Raw genomic sequence first — 19,836 nt, 5'->3', positions numbered from 1 at the left:
AGAATCCTCCGTCCTGGGAGGCCTTGTGAAAAAACGCGCAGCCGCTCTGTGCGGGGCGGCCGTCGTGCTGGCCGGGATGATCACGTCGATCCCCGCCGAGGCGAGCACCGGCTCCGCCGCCGCACCGCGCACCGCCCGGACCGCGAAACCCGTCTGGAAGAAGTGCGGCACCAGCAGCTATCCGACGCTCCAGTGCGCGTCCGTGAAGGTGCCGCTGGACCATACGAACCCCTACAGCGAGCGGATCACCCTGGCTCTGTCCCGCGTCCCGCACACCGCGAAGACGTACCAGGGACCACTGCTGGTGAACCCGGGCGGCCCCGGCGGCAGCGGACTGACGCTGGCCGGGTTCGTCGCCTCCGCGCTGCCCAAGGCCGTGGCGGCGCAGTACGACGTCATCGGCTTCGACCCGCGCGGTGTCGGCAGGAGCAAGCCCGCGATCGACTGCGAGCCGGGGCACTTCAAGCCCGTCCGCCCCGACAGCGTGCCGAGCACCAAAGCCGTCGAGAAGGCCAACCTCGCCCGCGCCAGGGCCTTCGCCGAGGCGTGCGGCACGAAGTACGCGAAGCTGCTGCCGTACCTCGACACGGTGAGCGCGGTCCGCGACATGGACGCGATCCGCGCGGCCCTGGGCGCCAAGAAGATCAACTACTTCGGCTACTCGTACGGCACCTATCTGGGAGCCGTGTACGCCAAGCTGTATCCGCAGCGGGTCCGCCGGCTGGTCCTCGACTCCATCGTCGACCCCACCGGGGTGTGGTACGACGACAACCTCAGCCAGGACTACGCCTTCAACGACCGCCATCTGGCGTTCCTGGCGTGGGTCGCCAAGAACAACGCGGCCTACAAGCTCGGCACCGATCCGGCCGCGGTCGAGGCCAAGTGGTACGCGATGCGCGCGGCGCTCGCCAAGGACCCCGCGCAGAAGAAGGTGGGCGCCTCCGAACTGGAGGACACCTTCATCCCGGGCGGCTACTACAACGGCTACTGGCCCTACCTCGCCGAGGCGTTCGCGTCCTATGTGAACAGCAAGAACTCGGACGCGCTCGTGGAGGCGTACGAGAACTTCGGGGCCGTGGACACCGCGGGCGACAACGGCTACAGCGTCTACACGGCGGTCCAGTGCCGTGACGCGTCCTGGCCGCGCGACTGGCGTCAGTGGCGCCGGGACAACTGGGCGGTGTACGACAAGGCGCCGTTCATGACCTGGAACAACGCCTGGTACAACGCGCCGTGCGCGTTCTGGCCCACGGACTCGCTCCGGCCGGTGGACATCTCCAACCGCCGTCTGCCGCCGACGCTGCTCTTCCAGGCGACCGACGACGCGGCCACTCCCTACGAGGGAGGGGTGACCGTCCATCACCAGCTGCGCGGCTCCAGCCTGGTGGTCGAGCAGGGCGGAGGCAACCACGGCATCACGCTGAGCGGCAACGCCTGCCTGGACAAGTACCTGTCGGCCTATCTGGCCGACGGCAAGGTGCCGCACGGCAGCGGCGAGGCCGACGCGGTGTGCGAGACGCTGCCCGACCCGAAGCCGCTGACCGCGAAGGCCGCGTCCTCCTCGTCACGGGGCGCGACGCTGCACGGACTCCTCGGCCACCGAGGCTGAACCCCGCCCGCGCGAACGCCCGTCGGGGGCGTTGTCGGACCCATGGTCCATCATGGCCCCATGAGCAAGCCGACGCGCATCCCCGCCCCCGACGGGCTGGCCCCCGCCGCCGCGTACTCCCATGTCGTGACGGGCACGGGCCGCTTCGTCGCGGTGTCGGGCCAGCTCCCCCTGGACGAGGACGGCAAGCTCGTCGGCGAGGGTGACGCCGAGGCGCAGGCCCGCCAGGTGTTCGAGAATCTGCGCCGGTGCCTGGCAGCGGCGGACGCCACCTTCGACGACGTCGTCAAACTCACCTATTTCGTCACGGACATGGCCCACCTGCCGGCGATCCGGGCCGCCCGCGCCGCCCACATACCCGCGGACCGGCTTCCTGCCGCCTCGGCGGTCCAGGTCGCCGCGCTGATCCGTCCCGAGTTCCTGATGGAGATCGAGGCGTACGCGGTGGTCGGCGAGTGAGCGGGCTGCGGGTCCGTGAGATGACGCTCGACGACTGTCCGCGCGTGGCGGAGATCCGGGTGCGCGGCTGGCAGGTCGCGTACAAGGGCCTGATACCGCAGTCGTACCTGGACGGACTCAGTGTGGCCGAGGACGCGGCGCGACGGCGCCAGTACCTCGAACAGGGCGACGGCAGCGTCGTGAACCTGGTCGCGGAGCGCGACGGATCCGTGGTCGGCTGGGCCTGCCACGGACCCCACCGGGACGGCGAAGCGGGGCCCGGTGAAGTCGAGTTGTACGCCATCTACGTACACCCCGATGTGCTGGGCCAGGGGGTCGGCCAAGCCCTGCTGCGGGAGTCCGCGGAGCGCTGCGCGGCGGCCGGGCACGAACGCATGCTGCTGTGGGTCCTCAAGGAGAACACCGCGGCCCGCCGTTTCTACGAAAGAGCCGGCTTCGGCCCCGACGGCGCCGAGGAGCCCTTCGAGGCGGCCGGGGTCGCGGTGCCCGAGGTGCGCTACGCCCGCGTACTGACCGGCGCCGGCCGGGACTGACCGAGGCCGCACCTGACCCGCCCCGGACACGTGCACCGGTACCGGCCCGCCCGAGCACAAAGCCACACCCGCGCCCGAACCCGGCCCACACCGACGCCCAGCCCCACGCCCACCCCACGCACAGGCACAGGCACAAACCCTAGGTCTGTTCCTCGGGCAGCCGGGTCAGCGCGCGTACGGCCGTCTCCGCGAGCGCCGGATGGGCCAGCGCCTCGTTCAGGACCCTTCTGGCGCGGGCGTCGCCCAGGACGCCCAGACCTTCCGCGCACGCGAGGGCGACCTTGCGGTAGGGGTCGTGCGGGCGCAGCCTGCGCTCCAGGGTGGTGATCAGCGCGGGCACGGCCTCGGGCGCGCGCAGTTCGACCAGGAGCCGTACCGGCTGGAGCGCGTACGCGACCCGCAGCTCGTTGGTGGCGAGCGCCGCGGCGGCACGGGCTGTGCGCGGGTCGCCGAGCCGGGCCAGGGCGTGGGCGGCGGACGCGCAGCGTTGCGGATCACGGTGGTTGAGCAGCAGGACGAGCGCTTCGAAGGCCCGCCGGTCCCCTGCCGTGCCGAGCCGGAAGGCGACCAACTCCCGCGCCCAGAGCGGCTGTCCCTGCTCGGTCAGCGCCGCGGCCAGCACATCGGGGTCCGCCGTCCGCGCCAGACGTTCGTAGGCCGCCGAGGCCGAGGCCCCGGCCTCGGCGCGTAGACGCTCCGTGAGTGATCGCAACGCTTCGTCCATGGGCCGAGCTTAGGCAAGCCCATGAGGTGCGGGGACGTACATCACAAAGTCGGGGACTGGCGCGCTCGTTACCGGCGGGTTAAGCTCAGACGAGCGAGTTACCCACTCGTGTCTCACCTCTCGGTGGCCTGGTGACGCAGCCACCGTGAGAGCAGTCGGTTCGGTACTTCAGGTACCTCAGTACGACATGGCTCCGGGACAGGGCCGGTCGGCTTTCACCGCCCATGGGCGCCCGTTCTCCGGCGCTCCGGGACGGCACCGGGCGTGTGCGCTCGTCAGCCCGGAAACACCCGCAACCTCCGCACGGTGTGCGCCTGTCGGCGTACCCGCGTGCGCTCCTCAGTCGTCACCACTTTCTGGAGTCCCGCGATGGCCACTCCCCTGTCCGACACCCCTCTGTCCCCGCTGAAGACCGTCGCCGTCGTCGGCCTCGGCACCATGGGCACCGGCATCGCCGAAGTCCTGGCCCGGGCCGGCCGTGACGTGATCGGCATCGACATCAGCGAGGCCGCGGCCGCCCAGGCCGTGGCCACCCTCGAAGCCTCCACCGCCCGCGCCGTGCGACGCGAGCACATGAGCGACGCGGAGCGCACCGACGCCCTCGCCCGCTTCCGTACCTTCACCGACCTCGCGGCCGCCGCCGACGCCGACCTCGTCATCGAGGTGACCCCGGAGTCGTACGACATCAAGCAGCAGGTCTTCCGGGCGCTCGACGGCATCGTGCGTCGCGAGGCGATCCTCGCGACGGGCACCAACGCCCTGTCCGTGACGCGTCTGGCCGCCGACTCGGCCCACCCCGAGCGCGTGCTCGGCCTGCACTTCTTCAACCCGGCGCCCGCGATGAAGCTCGTCGAGGTCGTCTCCTCGGTGCTGACCGCGCCGACGGCCGTGGCCGCGGTCACCGACCTGGCGCTGGAACTCGGGAAGGAGCCCGTCGCGGTGGGCGACCGCCCCGGTTTCGTCGCCGACGGGCTGCTCTTCGGCTACCTCAACCAGGCGGCCGCGATGTACGAGGCGAAGTACGCCTCCCGCGAGGACATCGACGCGGCGATGAAGCTCGGCTGCGGACTGCCCATGGGCCCGCTCGCGCTGCTCGACCTGATCGGCGTGGACACCGCGCGGACCGTCCTGGAGGCGATGTACTCCGAGTCGCGCGACCGGCTGCACGCCCCCGCGCCCATCCTCAAGCAGCTCAGCGAGGCGGGTCTGACCGGCCGCAAGTCCGGCCGCGGCTTCTACTCCTACGAGGCCCCGGGCAGCGACGCCGTCGTGCGGGACGCGCTGACGCCGCTGGAGGGCGCCGTCCTGGCGGAGGGACGTACGGTCCGCTCGGTGGGTGTGGCCGGCTCCGGCACGATGGCCTCCGGGATCGCCGAGGTCTTCGCCAAGGCCGGGTACGAGGTCGTCCTCGCCGCCCGCACGGAGGAGAAGGCGCAGACCGCGAAGGCCCGTATCGGCAAGTCGCTCAACCGCTCTGTCGACAAGGGCCGGATGACGGCCGAGGCGGCGGCGCGGACCCTGGAGCTGATCACGCCGACCGGCAGCTACGACGACTTCGCCGACGTGGACCTGGCACTGGAGGCGGTCGCCGAGGACCTGGAGGTCAAGCAGCAGCTGTTCGGCACGTTCGACAAGGTCTGCAAGCCCGGCGCGATCCTCGCCACCACCACCTCCTCGCTGCCCGTCGTCGCCTGCGCCCGCGCCACCTCGCGCCCGCAGGACGTCATCGGCATGCACTTCTTCAACCCGGCCCCGGCGATGAAGCTCGTCGAGGTCGTGCGGACCGTGCTGACCGCGGACGACGTGCACGCCACGGTGCGCGAGGTCTGCGCCAAGATCCGCAAGCACCCGGTGGACTGCGGTGACCGGGCCGGCTTCATCGTGAACGCGCTGCTGTTCCCGTACCTGAACAACGCGATCAAGATGGTGCAGGAGCACTACGCCTCGCTGGACGACATCGACGCGGCGATGAAGCTGGGCGGCGGCTACCCGATGGGGCCCTTCGAGCTGCTCGACGTGGTCGGGCTCGATGTCTCGCTGGCCATCGAGAAGGTCCTGCACCGCGAGTTCCGGGACCCCGGACTCGCCCCCGCGCCGCTCCTGGAGCACCTGGTGGCCGCGGGCTGCCTCGGCCGCAAGACGGGCCGCGGCTTCCGCGAATATGCCCGCCGCTGAGCGTCCGGGCGACTGGTTCGCGGACGACGCCGACTGGGGCGGACTATTGGGCCCCGCCGGACACCCCCCGCCCTTCCAGGGCGGGGGGATCCCCGGACATGCGCGCTCTCCTGCGCACATGCAGTACGTTCGGGGCATGCCCCAGCCCGCCAAGTCCTCACGTACACCAGCCACGCCCGACGCGCCGGAGAGCGCCGCGGGCAGTCGCGCGGCGGCCCAACGCCTCAAGATGCGCCGGGAACTGGCGGCCGCGGCCATGGAGCTGTTCGCCGCCAAGGGGTACGAGGCGACCACCGTCGACGAGATCGCGGCCCGGGCCGGAGTGGCCCGCCGGACGTTCTTCCGCCACTTCCGCTCCAAGGAAGAGGCGATCTTCCCCGATCACGACGACACCCTGATCCGGGCCGAGGCGGTGCTGAACGCGGCGCCCCCGCACGAGCATCCGCTCGACACCGTGTGCCGCGGCATCAAGGAAGTCATGAAGATGTACGCGGCCCAGCCGGAGATCTCCGTCTCCCGCTACAAGCTGACGCGCGAGGTGCCGACGCTGCGCGAGGCCGAGATCGCCTCGGTGGCCCGCTACGAGCGGCTCTTCACGCGCTATCTGCTGGGCCATTTCGACGAGCACGCGCACGACGACGACGCCAACGACGATCCGCTGCTCGCCGAGGTCGCCGCGTCGGCCGTGGTCACGGCCCACAACCACGTCCTGCGGCGGTGGCTGCGGGCCGGCGGCCAGGGCGACGTGGAGACGCAGCTGGACCACGCGTTCGCGATCGTCCGCAAGACCTTCGGCACCGGGATCGGCGCGGGACGGGAGACCGCGCCGCGACAGGCGCCGACGTCGTCGTTCACGGAGGGGGACGTCCTGGTGACCGTCGCCCGTGTCGACGCACCGCTGGACCAGGTGATGCGCACCATCGAGCAGGCTCTCAAGGAACGGTCGTAGCGACCCGCCGTCCATCGACGGCCCACTTCTCCGACCACGCGCCGGACACGCTCACTTCGAGCGCGTCCGGCGTTTTTTGTGCCCTGTTTTGAGTTCTTTGCACCTCGATTTGATCGATCATCGCTCACTTGTTACGTAAAGATTTCACCTGAGCGCAACTTCTGGCACTCCGTGCCTTGTCAGGTGACACGGCGTGCCATACGTTGAAGGAGTCCGGGCGGCCGGCGTGCAGAGACCATTCGTACGCCGGCTGTCCCCGCAAGCCCCATGGGCCTGCGCGCCCGGACGCCTGCGTCACAGGCAACCTCCTGCGCCAACCACAGCGCTGCCACAGCACCACCTCCGCCGAACCGACGGCACACCCCTCAGCAGCACCGACGTAACCCTCAGCGTTCCCCCTCAGAACGCGCATCGCCGGAGGCAACACCGTGAAGGAAATCCTGGACGCGATTCAGTCGCAGACGGCCACGGCCGCCGACTTCGCCGCCATTCCGCTCCCCGAGTCCTACCGCGCGATCACCGTGCACAAGGACGAGACGGAGATGTTCGCCGGGCTCAGCAGCCGCGACAAGGACCCCCGCAAGTCGATCCACCTGGACGACGTGCCGGTGCCGGAACTCGGCCCGGGCGAGGCCCTGGTCGCGGTGATGGCCTCCTCCGTGAACTACAACTCGGTCTGGACGTCGATCTTCGAGCCGGTGTCGACCTTCAACTTCCTGGAGCGCTACGGGCGGCTCAGCGAGCTCAGCAAGCGCCACGACCTGCCGTACCACATCATCGGTTCGGACCTCGCGGGCGTCGTCCTGCGCACCGGCCCGGGAGTCAACTCCTGGAAGCCCGGCGACGAGGTCGTCGCGCACTGTCTGTCCGTCGAGCTGGAGTCCTCCGACGGCCACAACGACACGATGCTCGACCCCGAGCAGCGCATCTGGGGCTTCGAGACCAACTTCGGCGGCCTCGCCGAGATCGCGCTCGTCAAGTCCAACCAGCTGATGCCCAAGCCGGACCACCTGAGCTGGGAGGAGGCCGCCGCCCCCGGGCTGGTGAACTCCACCGCCTACCGGCAGCTCGTCTCCCGCAACGGCGCCGGCATGAAGCAGGGCGACAACGTCCTGATCTGGGGCGCGAGCGGTGGACTCGGCAGTTACGCCACGCAGTTCGCGCTCGCCGGCGGTGCCAACCCGATCTGCGTCGTTTCCAGCGAGCAGAAGGCGGACATCTGCCGCTCGATGGGCGCCGAGGCGATCATCGACCGCAACGCCGAGGGCTACAAGTTCTGGAAGGACGAGCACACCCAGGACCCCAAGGAGTGGAAGCGCTTCGGCAAGCGCATCCGCGAGTTCACCGGCGGCGAGGACATCGACATCGTCTTCGAGCACCCCGGCCGCGAGACCTTCGGCGCCTCGGTCTACGTCACCCGCAAGGGCGGCACCATCACCACCTGTGCCTCGACCTCGGGCTACATGCACGAGTACGACAACCGCTACCTGTGGATGTCCCTGAAGCGGATCATCGGCTCGCACTTCGCGAACTACCGCGAGGCCTGGGAGGCCAACCGGCTCGTCGCCAAGGGCAAGATCCACCCGACGCTCTCCAAGGTCTACTCCCTGGAGGACACCGGGCAGGCCGCCTACGACGTGCACCGCAACCTCCACCAGGGCAAGGTCGGCGTGCTCGCGCTGGCGCCCGAGGAGGGCCTGGGCGTGCGCAACCAGGAGAAGCGCGCCCAGCACATCGACGCCATCAACCGCTTCCGGAACGTCTGAGGTCCACCCATGACAGAGCGTCAGACAGCCGACGGGCCGAAGGTCAAGGACCGGCCGTGGCTCATGCGGACGTACGCCGGCCACTCCACGGCCGAGGCGTCCAACGAGTTGTACCGGCGCAACCTCGCCAAGGGGCAGACAGGGCTCTCCGTGGCCTTCGACCTGCCGACACAGACGGGTTACGACCCCGACCACATCCTCGCCCGCGGCGAGGTCGGCCGGGTCGGCGTGCCGGTCTCCCACCTCGGTGACATGCGCCGGCTGTTCCAGGACATCCCCCTGGAGCAGATGAACACCTCGATGACGATCAACGCCACCGCCATGTGGCTGCTGGCGCTCTATCAGGTCGTCGCCGAGGAGCAGGGCGTCGACATCACCAAGCTCCAGGGGACGACCCAGAACGACATCGTGAAGGAGTACCTCTCGCGGGGGACGCACGTCTTCCCGCCGGTGCCCTCCCTCCGTCTCACGACGGACATGATCACGTACACGGTCAACCACATCCCCAAGTGGAACCCGATCAACATCTGCAGCTACCACCTGCAGGAGGCGGGCGCCACGCCGGTCCAGGAGATCGCGTACGCGATGTCCACGGCGATCGCCGTCCTGGACGCGGTGTTCGCGTCCGGGCAGATCGCCGAGGACCGCAAGGGCGAGGTCGTGGCCCGTATCTCCTTCTTCGTGAACGCGGGTGTCCGCTTCATCGAGGAGATGTGCAAGATGCGGGCGTTCGGGCGGATCTGGGACAAGATCACGCGTGAGCGGTACGGCATCGAGGACCCCAAGCAGCGGCGTTTCCGGTACGGCGTCCAGGTCAACTCCCTCGGTCTGACCGAGGCGCAGCCGGAGAACAACGTCCAGCGGATCGTGCTGGAGATGCTGGCCGTCACCCTGTCCAAGGACGCCCGCGCGCGTGCCGTCCAACTGCCCGCCTGGAACGAGGCGCTGGGCCTGCCCCGCCCGTGGGACCAGCAGTGGTCGCTGCGCATCCAGCAGGTGCTGGCGCACGAGAGCGACCTGCTGGAGTACGAGGACATCTTCGAGGGCTCGCACGTCGTCGAGGCCAAGGTGACCGAACTGGTCGAGGAGTCGCTGGCCGAGATCGCGCGGATCGAGGAGATGGGCGGCGCGATGGCCGCCGTCGAGTCCGGCTACCTGAAGTCGCAGCTCGTCTCCTCGCACGCCGAGCGCCGGGGCCGTATCGAGGGCGGCACCGACAAGATCGTCGGCGTCAACATCTTCCAGTCGACCGAGCCGAACCCGCTCACGGCCGACCTGGACGCGGCGATCATGACGGTCGACCCGGCGGTCGAGGCCCGGGTGATCTCCGCGCTGGGGACCTGGCGCGACACGCGCTACCAGCCGCCCTTCAACCACCCGCGCCCGTGCAAGGCGCTGGAGCGGCTGAAGGAGGCCGCGAAGGGCACGGACAACCTCATGGAGGCCACCCTGGAGTGCGCCCGCGCCGGTGTCACCACCGGCGAGTGGGCCGGGGCCCTGCGCGAGGTGTTCGGCGAGTTCCGCGCTCCGACCGGTGTCTCGTCGGCGCCCGTCGCGGTCACCGCCGAGGAGGGCACCGCGCTCGCCGTGGTGCGCCGCAAGGTGGAACTGACCGCCAAGGACATGAACGTCGGCAACCTCCGGTTCCTGGTGGGCAAGCCGGGCCTGGACGGGCACTCCAACGGCGCCGAGCAGATCGCCGTGCGGGCCCGCGACGCCGGGTTCGAGGTGGTCTACCAGGGCATCCGGCTCACCCCGGAGCAGATCGTGGACGCGGCCGTGGCCGAGGACGTGCACGCTGTCGGCCTGTCCATCCTGTCCGGCTCGCACGCCCAGCTGGTGCCGGACGTCCTGGAGAAGATGCGCACGGCCGGCGCGGGCGACATTCCGGTGATCGCGGGCGGGATCATCCCGAACGCCGACGCCGAACAGCTGCGGGCCGCGGGAGTGGCCGCGGTCTTCACACCGAAGGACTTCGACATCACCGGAATCATCGGCCGTATCGTCGACGAGATCCGGAAAGCGAACAAGCTCGACCCCCTGGAGGTCCCCGCATGACCACGCCCGTCAACCGTCTGCGTCCGCGACGTTCCTGCCTGGCGGTGCCGGGCAGCAACCCCCGCTTCCTGGAGAAGGCCCAGGGGCTCCCCGCGGACCAGGTCTTCCTGGACCTGGAGGACGCGTGCGCGCCGCTGGCCAAGCCCGACGCCCGGCACACCATCGTCAAGTTCCTCAACGAGGGTGACTGGACCGGCAAGACTCGGGTCGTGCGCGTCAACGACTGGACCACCGAGTGGACGTACCGCGATGTCGTCACCGTCGTCGAGGGCGCGGGCCAGAACCTCGACTGCATCATGCTGCCGAAGGTCCAGACGGCCCAGCAGGTCGTGGCGCTGGATCTGCTGCTGACGCAGATCGAGAAGACGATGGGCTTTGAGGTCGGCAAGATCGGCATCGAGGCGCAGATCGAGAACGCCCAGGGCCTGAACAACGTCAACGAGATCGCCACGGCCTCGCAGCGCGTGGAGACGATCATCTTCGGCCCGGCCGACTTCATGGCGTCGATCAACATGAAGTCGCTGGTCGTGGGTGAGCAGCCGCCCGGCTACCCGGCGGACGCCTACCACTACATCCTGATGAAGATCCTGATGGCCGCGCGCGCCAACAACCTCCAGGCGATCGACGGTCCCTACCTCCAGATCCGCAACATCGACGGCTACCGCGCGGTCGCCCAGCGCGCCGCCGCCCTCGGCTTCGACGGCAAGTGGGTGCTGCACCCGGGTCAGGTGGAGGCCTCGAACGAGATCTTCTCCCCCTCGCAGGAGGACTTCGACCACGCCGAGCTGATCCTGGACGCGTACGACTACTACACCTCCGAGGCGGGCGGCAAGAAGGGCTCCGCGATGCTCGGCGACGAGATGATCGACGAGGCCAGCCGCAAGATGGCGCTCGTCATCTCGGGCAAGGGCCGGGCCGCCGGCATGCAGCGCACCACCTCGTTCGAAGCCCCGGAGGCCTGAGCACCATGCAGTTCGGACGCACCTACGAAGAGTTCGAGGTCGGGGCGGTCTACAAGCACTGGCCCGGGAAGACGGTCACGGAGTACGACGACCACCTCTTCTGTCTGCTGACCATGAACCACCACCCCCTCCACATGGACAGCAACTATGCGGAGAAGACGACCGATTTCGGCAAGAACGTCGTCGTGGGGAACTACATCTACTCGCTGCTCCTCGGCATGTCCGTGCCGGACGTCTCGGGCAAGGCGATCGCCAACCTGGAGGTCGAGTCGCTGAAGCACGTGGCGCCGACCTTCCACGGCGACACGATCTACGGCGAGACCACGGTCCTCGACAAGACGCCCTCCCGGTCCAAGTCGGACCGCGGGATCGTCTACGTGGAGACCAAGGGCTACAAGCAGGACGGCACGCTGGTCTGCGTGTTCCGCCGCAAGGTGATGGTCCCCACCGAGACGTACATCAAGGAGCGCGGCGGCGAGCAGCCCGGCCGGCCCGAACTCACCGCACCCGCGGAAAAGAAGACGGAGAAGTAGTCATGGCACGACTCGCCCAGACCGCCGGTCTGACCGACGTCCAGCAGGAGATCCTCTCCACCGTCCGCGACTTCGTGGACAAGGAGATCATCCCGGTCGCGACCGAGCTGGAGCACCGAGACGAGTATCCGCAGGCGATCGTCGACGGTCTCAAGGAGCTCGGCCTCTTCGGGCTGATGATCCCCGAGGAGTACGGCGGCCTGGGCGAGTCCCTCCTGACGTACGCGCTGTGCGTCGAGGAGATCGCCCGTGGCTGGATGTCGGTCTCCGGCATCATCAACACCCACTTCATCGTGGCGTACATGATCAAGCAGCACGGGACGCAGGAGCAGAAGGACCACTTCCTGCCCCGCATGGCGCTCGGTGAGACGCGCGGCGCCTTCTCGATGTCGGAGCCGGCGCTCGGCTCGGATGTGTCGGCGATCACATCCAAGGCGGTCAAGGACGGCGACGAGTACGTCCTGAACGGCCAGAAGATGTGGCTGACGAACGGTGGATCATCGAATCTGGTGGCCGTTCTCGTCCGGAGTGACGAAGGACACCCCGAGGGCACGGCGCCCCACAAGTCGATGACGACCTTCCTCGTGGAGAAGGAGCCCGGCTTCGGAGAGGTCCGTCCCGGTCTCACCATCCCCGGGAAGATCGACAAGATGGGTTACAAGGGGGTCGACACCACCGAACTCATCATGGACGGACTGCGCATTCCGGCCAATCGGGTCCTCGGCGGCGCCACCGGCCGAGGGTTTTACCAAATGATGGACGGGGTCGAGGTCGGCCGCGTCAATGTCGCGGCTCGTGGCTGCGGCGTCGCACAGCGTGCATTTGAGCTCGGCGTCTCCTATGCCCAGCAACGTCACACTTTCGGCAAGGCCATCGCTCAGCACCAGGCGATCCAGTTCAAGTTGGCCGAGATGGCTACCAAGGTCGAGGCCGCCCATGCAATGATGGTGAACGCGGCTCGCAAAAAGGACTCCGGGGAACGAAACGACCTCGAAGCAGGGATGGCGAAGTACCTCGCCTCCGAGTACTGCAAAGAGGTCGTGGAAGATGCTTTCCGGATCCACGGCGGCTACGGCTTCTCCAAGGAGTACGAGATCGAACGCCTCTACCGTGAGGCGCCGATGCTGCTGATCGGCGAGGGTACCGCCGAGATCCAGAAAATGATCATCGGGCGCCGACTGCTCGAAGAGTATCGACTCCAGGGCTAGATGTCCGGGTTCGGGGTGTTTTCTTCGCGAAGAAGATCACACCCCGTCAGCTCTCCTCAGCCGTCGACTCCGCATCTTGGCTTGCCCAGTTGCGGTCTGCGACCGGTACGATCGCGTGAAAGCCGCCGTCCCCCGTTCGAGCGCGGCATCATCCGCTACGAAGGTCATCCATGCCCCACAGCCAAACCTCTGCACCTCGCGGCCGGGTCCGCCTCGCGCGCGGAGCATCGCCGTGGCTTCTCCCGACCGTTGCCACCGCAGCACTCAGCCTGGCCCGTTCGCGCCGTTCCGGCGCGGCCAAGGCCGTGGCCGTACCCGCCACCGCGCTCGCGGCCGGGATGCTGTGGTTCTTCCGCGACCCCGAGCGTGAGATCACGCAGGGCCGGGTCATCTCGCCCGCCGACGGAGTGGTGCAGAGCATCATGCCGTGGAAGGACGGGCGCACCCGCGTCGCGATTTTCATGAGCCCGCTCAACGTCCACGTCAACCGAGCGCCACTCTCCGGCACGGTGACGTCGGTCGAGCACATCCCCGGTGGGTTCGTCCCGGCGTTCAACAAGGAGAGCGAGAACAACGAGCGCGTCGTCTGGCACTTCGACACCGAGCTCGGTGACATCGAGATGATCCAGATCGCCGGCGCCGTCGCCCGCCGCATCGTGCCCTACATCCCGCAGGGGACGAAGGTCGAGCAGGGTGACCGGATCGGCCTGATCCGCTTCGGCTCTCGCGTGGACATCTACCTCCCCGAGGGTGTCGAGGTCGACGTGGAGGTCGGTCAGAAGACCGTGGCTGGGGTGACTCGAATTGACCGTGATTGATCCCGAGACACAGGCCGGCTGGGTGCCGGAGGCCGATGAGCTGGACGACGACGAGGAGATGCCTCTCTCGCTCCGCCTCTCGATAGCGGACACGCTCACGCTGGGCAACGCGACCTGCGGCTTCATGGCGGTGTACTACACCACCACCGGCATCCTGATCCCGCACCTCACGGGCAGCGACGAGTCGGGCATGGCCCGTCACTCCGCCGCCACGGCCGTGATCCTCATGCTCTGCGCCGCGGTCTTCGACCTGTTCGACGGCCTGGTGGCCCGCAAGCTGCGCTCCTCCCCCATGGGCGCCGAGCTGGACAACCTGTCCGACCTGATCAGCTTCGGTCTCGCACCGGCGTACTTCGTGCTGGTCTACGGCATGGTCGCGGACGACGCCTACCAGAAGGTGGCGGCGGTCGGGGCGATCGTGGTGCTCCTGGCCGTGGTGCTGAGGCTCGCGAGATTCTCCTGCGTCACGGTGAAGGACGGCACGTTCCAGGGCATGCCGAGCCCGTTCGGCGCGCTGACGGTGGTCTCGATCATCCTGCTGGAGCTGCCCTTCGTCGCCACGCTCATGGCGATCATGGGCACCGCGTGGCTGATGGTGAGCCGGGTCGAGTACCCCAAGCCGCGTGGCCGCCTCGCGGTGGCGATGCTCTCCTGGATCGTGCTCTCGATGGCGCTCCTGGCGGCCTGGGCGTTCGACGCCCCCGGCGGCCAGCTGCTCCTCCAGACCGGTTGCGCGCTCCAGCTGGTCATGGGCGCGGTGATCCCGCTGTTCGCCACGGCCCGCCGGGTGAACAACTTCCGGGGCAACCGACGTGAGGCGCGAGCCGCACAGCTCCCGTAACACCCCGTACGACAGCGGAAGGGCCCCGAACCACACGGTTCGGGGCCCTTCCGCTGTGCGGAGCCACTGCGCTCCCGTGCGCCCCCGCGCGGGAGCGCAGTGGGTCATGCGCCGGGCGCGCGCCGGAGTCAGGCGCCCGGTGTGTACCCCTGGGCGACGGACGAGGCCTCCGCCTCACGGACGACCTTCATCCCGCCCACGGCGTTCTTGTCGGGCTGGAGGATGACGCTCTCCTTCGACGACGCCGACTTCGGGTCGGTGAAGTCCTGCGGGATGCCGAACCCCGTGTCGAGGGCGTCGATGGTCAGCAGGGCCTTGTCGACGCCCTCACGGGTGAGGTCCTTGGCCGCGCAGGCCTTCTTCAGCGCCTCGCCGAACGCCGTCGCGGCCGTCCAGCCGGCCACCACGCCGTTGTCCAGGGAGTCCTTCGGATAGGCGGCCTTGTAGTCCGCGACCAGCTTCTTCGCCTTCGGGGTGTCCGCTCCGACCGGCAGCGAGGGGTTCGCGACGTAGTAGTTCGCCTCCAGCGCCGGGGCCGCCGCGGTGGCCAGGAGCTGCGGGGCGAACGCCGAGTTGTTGCCGATGATCGGAACGTTGAACTTGCCGGCCGCCGCGACCCCGACGAGCGAGGCCGCCTGCCGCGGTCCCGCGCTGATCACGACGGCCTTCACCCCGGCCTTCTTCAGCGCGACGACCTGGCCGGTCATGTCGTTGTCCGTGGGTTTGATCTTCTGCTCGACGACCTTGAGACCCGACTGCTTCGCCATGTACCGGGAGCCCGTCAGAGCGTTCTCTCCGTAGTCGCCCTCGAAGTACACATGGCCGATGCTGTCGCCCTTCTTCAGGCCCTTCTCCTTCATCAGGAAGTCGATCGCGTTGATCGTCTCGATGTCGTACGTGGAGCCGATGGGCCGGATGTACGGGCTGCCCAGGAGGGTGGCCGACCAGGCCTGCGGCAGGACCAGGGCCTTGTCCTGGCCGTCGATGCGCTGCTTGACGGCCGCGACGAACGGCGAGCCGATGAACTGGGTGAAGCCCAGCACCTTCGGTGCCAGCTCCGTGTAGCCGGAGACGGCCTTCTGCGGGTCGTAGCCGTGGTCGCGGACCGTGAGCGCCAGCTTGTAGCCGCAGACGCCGCCGGCGGCGTTGGTCTGCTTCACGTAGAGCTGCTGGGCCTGGGTGACGCTCTTGCCGAGCGTCGCGTAGACACCGCTCATGTCCGTGAGCACGCCGAGGCTGATCGTCTTCCCGGAGATCCCCTTGCCGGTCTTCACCCCGCCGGCCGCCCCCTTGTCGCCGTCGTCGTCCTTGGCCTTGGAGCTGCATCCGGCCAGCACGAGCAGGGCGGCCAGCGCCCCGGCGGCCAGCCTCGCGGTGTGTGTCGTTCTCATTCTTCCTCCCCTGGAGTGGCCCCGGGACGGGGCGTGACGCGAAGCCGGGCGGCCACCCTGACCAGACCGCCCGGAAGGAAAAGCACCACCGCCACGACAGCGGCGCCGTACAGGTACCGGGCCGCCTCACCCGGCGCGATCCCGCCCATGCCCGGGTCCGAGACCAGGGGAAGGGTGTCGCTGTAGCGGGTCAGCAGCTGGGGCAGCAGCGAGACGAACACGGCCCCGGCGACCGCCCCGGCCACCGAGCCGAGCCCGCCGATGACGATCATGGCGAGATAGTCGAGCGAGAGAGTGATCCCGAAGTAGTCGGGCACCGTGCGCTGGAAGACCAGGGCGAGCAGCACCCCGGCCAGGCCCGCGTACATCGAGGACAGGACGAAGACGCCGGCGCGGTACCGGGCGACGGGCACGCCGATCACCCCGGCCGCGATCCGGTGGTCGCGGATCGCGTTCATCGCCCGGCCGGGCCGGCCGCGCAGCACCCCTCGGGCGAACAGCCCGCAGCCGAGGAGCAGCAGCAGACCCACGTACCAGAGCTTCTCGGCCGAGCCGAAGGGCACGTTCGCGACGACCAGCTCGCGGTCGTCGAAGGTGAGCCCGAAGAGGCTGAGCGGCGGTACGTCGCGGCCGTTGAAGCCGCCCGTCAGATCCCGGGCGTTGAACAGGACGTGCTGTCCGATGAAGATCAGGGCGAGCGTGGCGATGCCGAGGTAGGCGCCGCGCAGCCGTCCCGCGATCGGGCTGAACAGGCCCCCGGCGATCCCGGAGACGGCCACGGCGAGCACGGCCGCGAGCCAGGCGGGCAGTCCGAGCCCGGTCAGTCCGTCGCCCCCGTCGGCGGCGAACACGCAGTACCCGTATGCGCCGACCGCGAGGAAGAAGGCGTGCCCCATGGAGAGCTGTCCGGTCGCGCCGGTCAGGAGGTTCAGGCCGATGGCGCCGATCGCGGCGGCCATCGCGAACAGTCCGGCCTGCAGCCAGAAGCGGTCGACGTAGAAGGGCAGCGCGAGCAGCAGGACGGCGCCCACCGTCCCGGCGGCGGTCCGGGCCGCGGGGAGCCGGATCGTGCGCCGGCGGGCGGGGCGGGAGGCACTGCCCGCCTCGTCGTGGATGAGGACCTCAGACACGGGCGAGCTCCTTCGTGCCGAACAGCCCGGCGGGCCGGATGAGCAGGATCGCGACCATGACCACGTAGGGCGCGAGGTCGCCGAGGCCGCGCCCGAGGAAGGTGAGGTCGCTCTGGTAGCCGGTGGCCAGGGACTCGGTGACGCCGACGAGGAGTCCGCCGACCAGCGCGCCGGTCGTCGAGTCGAGGCCTCCGAGGATCGCCGCGGGGAACGCCTTGAGCGCGGCCAGCGAGGTGGCGCGTTCCAGCCCGGGTGTCGGGAAGACGGTCAGGAACAGCGCGGCGACGGCCGCGAGGCCGCCGGCCACCGCCCAGGCCCCCAGCGACACCCGGCCGAGCCGGACCCCCATCAGGGCGGCGGTCTCCGGGCTCTCCGCGGCGGCGCGCATCGCCACGCCCCAGGACGTGTAGCGGAAGGCCAGCAGGAAGGCCGTGATGAGCAGGGCCGCCGCGACGAACGCCGCGATCCGGGTGTGGGCGATGGAGACAGGGCCGACGGTGAGGACGGCGTTGCCCCAGGGGTCGCCCAGCGCCAGCACGTCCGTGCCGATCCGCCGGGTCAGCTCGGTGGTGAGCAGGATGTCGACGCCGATGGTGACGATGGCGAGGACGCTCTGGTCGGAGCCCCGGTAGCGGCGCATCACCAGGAACTCCACGGCGGCCCCCACCAGCGCGGCGCCCGCGACCCCGGCGAGCAGGGCGGGCCAGAAGCCGATGTCGTCGTGGAGGGTCGCGGTGACATAGCCGCCCGCGAGCAGCAGGGAGGCGTGGGCGAAGTTGACGACCTCGGTGGCCCGGAAGATGACGACGAAGCCCAGGGCGATGAGGGCGTAGACGGAGCCCATGGACAGGCCGTTGAGCAGGAGTTCGACGAAGGTGCTCATGACGCGGTCTCCTCTGGCTCGGCGCGCTCGCCCAGATAGGCACGCACCACCGCCGGATCGTTCTGTACGTCTGCGGGGGCGCCGTCGGCGATCCGGCGCCCGAAGTCCAGTACGGTCACCGCGTCCGCGAGCCGCATCACCACCCCCATGTCGTGTTCCACGAGCACGATCGAGATGCCGAGGCTGTCGCGGACCCCGGCGACGACCGCGGCGGTCCGGCGCCGTTCGTCGGCGGTCATGCCGGCGACGGGTTCGTCCAGGAGCAGGACCCGGGGCTCCATGCACAGGGCGCGGGCGAGCTCGGCGAGCTTCTGCTGCCCGTACGGGAGCGAACCGGCCGGCCGGCCGAGCTGTCCCTGAAGGCCCACGAACGCGGCGATCTCGCGGACGCGTTCGCGGTGGCGCCGGTCCTCGCGGGCCGCCGAGGGCAGCCGCAGCCCGGCGGCGAGGAATCCGGCGCGGGTCAGCCGGTGCCGGCCGAGCATCAGACAGTCCTCGACCGTGGCGTGCGCGGGCAGGGCGAGGTTCTGGAAGATCCGGGCCACACCGAGCCCGGCGATCCGGTGGGGCGGCAGGCCGGTGAGCTCCTGCTCCCCGAGGCGGACGCTTCCGGCGGCGGGCCGGCACACACCGGACAGCACGTTGAAGCAAGTGGACTTCCCCGCCCCGTTCGGGCCGATGAGGGCGTGCACGGTGCCCGGCCGCACGGTGAAGCTCACCGCGTCGAGCGCGGTCAGCCCGGCGAAGCGGACGGTCACGTCCCGGACGTCGAGCGACGGGATGCCGGAGGGCACGGCCTCCGGAGCGGCCGGGCGGCCCTTCGCGGCCTCCGGAGCTTCCGGGCGAGCCGGCGCGGTTGCTGGCGCTGCCGTGCGGGCCGCCGCGTTGTCGCGTTCTTCCACGGTGGGTTCACCCCTTCCAGCGGGTCAGGGACGGAAGGCCGTCGGGCGTGGCCGCCCCGTCGGCCGCGGCGTCCTCGTCGACCACGCCGAGATAGCGGCGGCGCACCTCGTCGGAGGCGGCGAGTTCGTCCGCGGGACCGGACAGGGTGACCTCGCCGACCTCCAGGACGTAAGCACGGGACGCGAGGCGCAGGGCGAGGGCGGCGTTCTGTTCGACGAGCAGGACGGAGGTGCCCTGTTCGTTGATCTCCCGCACGGTGTCGGCGATCCGCGCGGCCATCAGCGGCGCGAGCCCGAGGGAGGGCTCGTCGAGCAGCAGCACCCGGGGAGCGCCCATGAGCGCCCGGCCGACCGCGAGCATCTGCTGTTCCCCGCCGGACAGCAGCCCCGCCCGCTGGTCGGCGCGCTCGGCGAGGACGGGGAACAGCTCGTGCACCCGCCGCAGGGCGCGCGCCCTGCCGACGCGGCCGCCGGTGCCGCCGAGGGCTCCGGCGCGCAGATTGTCCGCGACCGTCATCCGGCTGAACACCCGCCGCCCTTCCGGGACCTGGGACACCCCGGCGGCCACCACCCGGTCCGGCGGCAGCCGGTCCAGCGGACGTCCCCCCAGCGTGACCGTGCCACCGGTGACCGCTCCCCCGTGGAAGGAGAGGGTCCGGCACACCGCCCGCAGCAGCGTCGTCTTGCCAGCGCCGTTGCCGCCGAGGACCGTCACCACGGCTGCCTCGGGCACCTCCAACGACACATGACGCAGTGCGCGTACGGGGCCGTATCCGACCGACAGTTCCCGCACGAGCAGAGCGGAACCGCCCATGGCATCTCCCTTGTCCTCGCTCGGTGTGGCGCTCACCTCAGCACCGGCGAAGACCCCCGTCCACGGGCTGCGGCCGAATCG

The 19,836-nt window shown here is 69.8% G+C and carries 18 protein-coding genes; 12 read left to right on the top strand and 6 right to left on the bottom strand.

All coding sequences use genetic code 11. The annotated features are described in order from the left end of the window. The first annotated feature begins 25 nt into the window (after positions 1 to 25). From OG485_RS34200 to OG485_RS34190, 3 genes are read left to right on the top strand one after another with little or no spacing between them, the layout of a single operon-like run. Positions 26 to 1,609, top strand: coding sequence for an alpha/beta hydrolase (locus OG485_RS34200; RefSeq protein ID WP_328672436.1), 1,584 nt, complete (start codon positions 26 to 28; stop codon positions 1,607 to 1,609). A gap of 60 nt (positions 1,610 to 1,669) precedes the next feature. Next, positions 1,670 to 2,068 (top strand): RidA family protein, encoded by a 399-nt coding sequence (locus OG485_RS34195; RefSeq protein WP_328672435.1) that lies wholly within the window; start codon positions 1,670 to 1,672, stop codon positions 2,066 to 2,068. Then, complete coding sequence (locus tag OG485_RS34190; protein WP_328672434.1) at positions 2,065 to 2,601, top strand: GNAT family N-acetyltransferase; 537 nt, start codon at positions 2,065 to 2,067, stop codon at positions 2,599 to 2,601. Before OG485_RS34195 ends, OG485_RS34190 begins: the two co-directional genes overlap by 4 nt. Positions 2,602 to 2,740: 139 nt before the next feature. On the opposite strand, the gene OG485_RS34185 is transcribed toward OG485_RS34190, so the two are convergent. Beyond that, on the bottom strand, positions 2,741 to 3,325 hold the full coding sequence (locus tag OG485_RS34185; RefSeq protein ID WP_328672433.1) for an adenylosuccinate lyase: 585 nt from the start codon (positions 3,323 to 3,325) through the stop codon (positions 2,741 to 2,743). Between the two features lie 369 nt (positions 3,326 to 3,694). Between OG485_RS34185 and OG485_RS34180 the strand changes: the two genes are divergently transcribed. The 9 genes from OG485_RS34180 to pssA all read left to right on the top strand — a co-directional run bounded on the left by OG485_RS34180 (position 3,695) and on the right by pssA (position 14,635). After that, positions 3,695 to 5,500: a 3-hydroxyacyl-CoA dehydrogenase family protein gene (locus OG485_RS34180; protein WP_328672432.1), complete on the top strand. Its 1,806-nt coding sequence runs from the start codon at positions 3,695 to 3,697 to the stop codon at positions 5,498 to 5,500. A gap of 136 nt (positions 5,501 to 5,636) precedes the next feature. Then, the gene (locus tag OG485_RS34175) at positions 5,637 to 6,449 is read left to right on the top strand and encodes a TetR family transcriptional regulator (protein ID WP_328672431.1); all 813 of its coding nucleotides are present in this window, start codon (positions 5,637 to 5,639) and stop codon (positions 6,447 to 6,449) included. Positions 6,450 to 6,877: 428 nt separating this feature from the next. Beyond that, entirely contained in the window at positions 6,878 to 8,215 is a 1,338-nt protein-coding gene (gene ccrA / locus OG485_RS34170; protein WP_328672430.1) for a crotonyl-CoA carboxylase/reductase, read from the top strand. A gap of 9 nt (positions 8,216 to 8,224) precedes the next feature. After that, the gene (locus OG485_RS34165; protein ID WP_328672429.1) at positions 8,225 to 10,273 is read left to right on the top strand and encodes a protein meaA; all 2,049 of its coding nucleotides are present in this window, start codon (positions 8,225 to 8,227) and stop codon (positions 10,271 to 10,273) included. Continuing rightward, the gene (locus OG485_RS34160) at positions 10,270 to 11,235 is read left to right on the top strand and encodes an HpcH/HpaI aldolase/citrate lyase family protein (RefSeq protein WP_326784643.1); all 966 of its coding nucleotides are present in this window, start codon (positions 10,270 to 10,272) and stop codon (positions 11,233 to 11,235) included. Before OG485_RS34165 ends, OG485_RS34160 begins: the two co-directional genes overlap by 4 nt. 5 nt (positions 11,236 to 11,240) lie before the next feature. Continuing rightward, a complete protein-coding gene (locus tag OG485_RS34155; RefSeq protein WP_261705053.1) occupies positions 11,241 to 11,768 on the top strand; it encodes a MaoC family dehydratase in 528 nt (175 codons plus the stop codon). 2 nt (positions 11,769 to 11,770) lie between these two features. Further along, the gene (locus tag OG485_RS34150) at positions 11,771 to 12,976 is read left to right on the top strand and encodes an acyl-CoA dehydrogenase family protein (RefSeq protein ID WP_328672428.1); all 1,206 of its coding nucleotides are present in this window, start codon (positions 11,771 to 11,773) and stop codon (positions 12,974 to 12,976) included. A 170-nt stretch (positions 12,977 to 13,146) separates the two neighbouring features. After that, positions 13,147 to 13,794 carry a phosphatidylserine decarboxylase gene (locus OG485_RS34145; protein WP_078943298.1) on the top strand — a complete coding sequence of 216 codons (648 nt, stop codon included), beginning with the start codon at positions 13,147 to 13,149 and terminating at the stop codon, positions 13,792 to 13,794. A gap of 22 nt (positions 13,795 to 13,816) precedes the next feature. After that, positions 13,817 to 14,635 carry a CDP-diacylglycerol--serine O-phosphatidyltransferase gene (pssA, locus tag OG485_RS34140; protein WP_328674762.1) on the top strand — a complete coding sequence of 273 codons (819 nt, stop codon included), beginning with the start codon at positions 13,817 to 13,819 and terminating at the stop codon, positions 14,633 to 14,635. A gap of 128 nt (positions 14,636 to 14,763) precedes the next feature. Here the strand turns inward: pssA and OG485_RS34135 are convergent, their stop codons facing one another. The 5 genes from OG485_RS34135 to OG485_RS34115 all read right to left on the bottom strand — a co-directional run bounded on the left by OG485_RS34135 (position 14,764) and on the right by OG485_RS34115 (position 19,755). Beyond that, positions 14,764 to 16,026 carry an ABC transporter substrate-binding protein gene (locus OG485_RS34135; protein ID WP_328672427.1) on the bottom strand — a complete coding sequence of 421 codons (1,263 nt, stop codon included), beginning with the start codon at positions 16,024 to 16,026 and terminating at the stop codon, positions 14,764 to 14,766. Then, on the bottom strand, positions 16,023 to 17,093 hold the full coding sequence (locus OG485_RS34130) for a branched-chain amino acid ABC transporter permease (protein WP_328674761.1): 1,071 nt from the start codon (positions 17,091 to 17,093) through the stop codon (positions 16,023 to 16,025). The genes OG485_RS34135 and OG485_RS34130 overlap by 4 nt, the downstream gene beginning before the upstream one ends. Positions 17,094 to 17,148: 55 nt before the next feature. Continuing rightward, complete coding sequence (locus OG485_RS34125) at positions 17,149 to 18,039, bottom strand: branched-chain amino acid ABC transporter permease (RefSeq protein WP_266763814.1); 891 nt, start codon at positions 18,037 to 18,039, stop codon at positions 17,149 to 17,151. Then, a complete protein-coding gene (locus tag OG485_RS34120) occupies positions 18,036 to 18,821 on the bottom strand; it encodes an ABC transporter ATP-binding protein (RefSeq protein ID WP_328674760.1) in 786 nt (261 codons plus the stop codon). The genes OG485_RS34125 and OG485_RS34120 overlap by 4 nt, the downstream gene beginning before the upstream one ends. A 127-nt stretch (positions 18,822 to 18,948) precedes the next feature. Then, positions 18,949 to 19,755 (bottom strand): ABC transporter ATP-binding protein, encoded by an 807-nt coding sequence (locus tag OG485_RS34115; RefSeq protein WP_326784646.1) that lies wholly within the window; start codon positions 19,753 to 19,755, stop codon positions 18,949 to 18,951. Between the last annotated feature and the right edge of the window lie 81 nt (positions 19,756 to 19,836).

This window comes from Streptomyces sp. NBC_00328, from assembly GCF_036139655.1.
GTDB lineage: Bacteria > Actinomycetota > Actinomycetes > Streptomycetales > Streptomycetaceae > Streptomyces.
Note: the sequence above shows the minus strand (reverse complement) of the source record. Positions and strands in the feature narration are given on the sequence as shown.

Coding starts and splice junctions, on each gene's coding strand:
- OG485_RS34195 (WP_328672435.1), top strand. CDS start 1,670: ATGAGCAAGCCGACGCGCATCCCCGCCCCCGACGGGCTGGCCCCCGCC.
- OG485_RS34185 (WP_328672433.1), bottom strand. CDS start 3,325: ATGGACGAAGCGTTGCGATCACTCACGGAGCGTCTACGCGCCGAGGCC.
- OG485_RS34180 (WP_328672432.1), top strand. CDS start 3,695: ATGGCCACTCCCCTGTCCGACACCCCTCTGTCCCCGCTGAAGACCGTC.
- OG485_RS34175 (WP_328672431.1), top strand. CDS start 5,637: ATGCCCCAGCCCGCCAAGTCCTCACGTACACCAGCCACGCCCGACGCG.
- OG485_RS34165 (WP_328672429.1), top strand. CDS start 8,225: ATGACAGAGCGTCAGACAGCCGACGGGCCGAAGGTCAAGGACCGGCCG.
- OG485_RS34160 (WP_326784643.1), top strand. CDS start 10,270: ATGACCACGCCCGTCAACCGTCTGCGTCCGCGACGTTCCTGCCTGGCG.
- OG485_RS34155 (WP_261705053.1), top strand. CDS start 11,241: ATGCAGTTCGGACGCACCTACGAAGAGTTCGAGGTCGGGGCGGTCTAC.
- OG485_RS34150 (WP_328672428.1), top strand. CDS start 11,771: ATGGCACGACTCGCCCAGACCGCCGGTCTGACCGACGTCCAGCAGGAG.
- OG485_RS34145 (WP_078943298.1), top strand. CDS start 13,147: ATGCCCCACAGCCAAACCTCTGCACCTCGCGGCCGGGTCCGCCTCGCG.
- OG485_RS34135 (WP_328672427.1), bottom strand. CDS start 16,026: ATGAGAACGACACACACCGCGAGGCTGGCCGCCGGGGCGCTGGCCGCC.
- OG485_RS34125 (WP_266763814.1), bottom strand. CDS start 18,039: ATGAGCACCTTCGTCGAACTCCTGCTCAACGGCCTGTCCATGGGCTCC.
- OG485_RS34115 (WP_326784646.1), bottom strand. CDS start 19,755: ATGGGCGGTTCCGCTCTGCTCGTGCGGGAACTGTCGGTCGGATACGGC.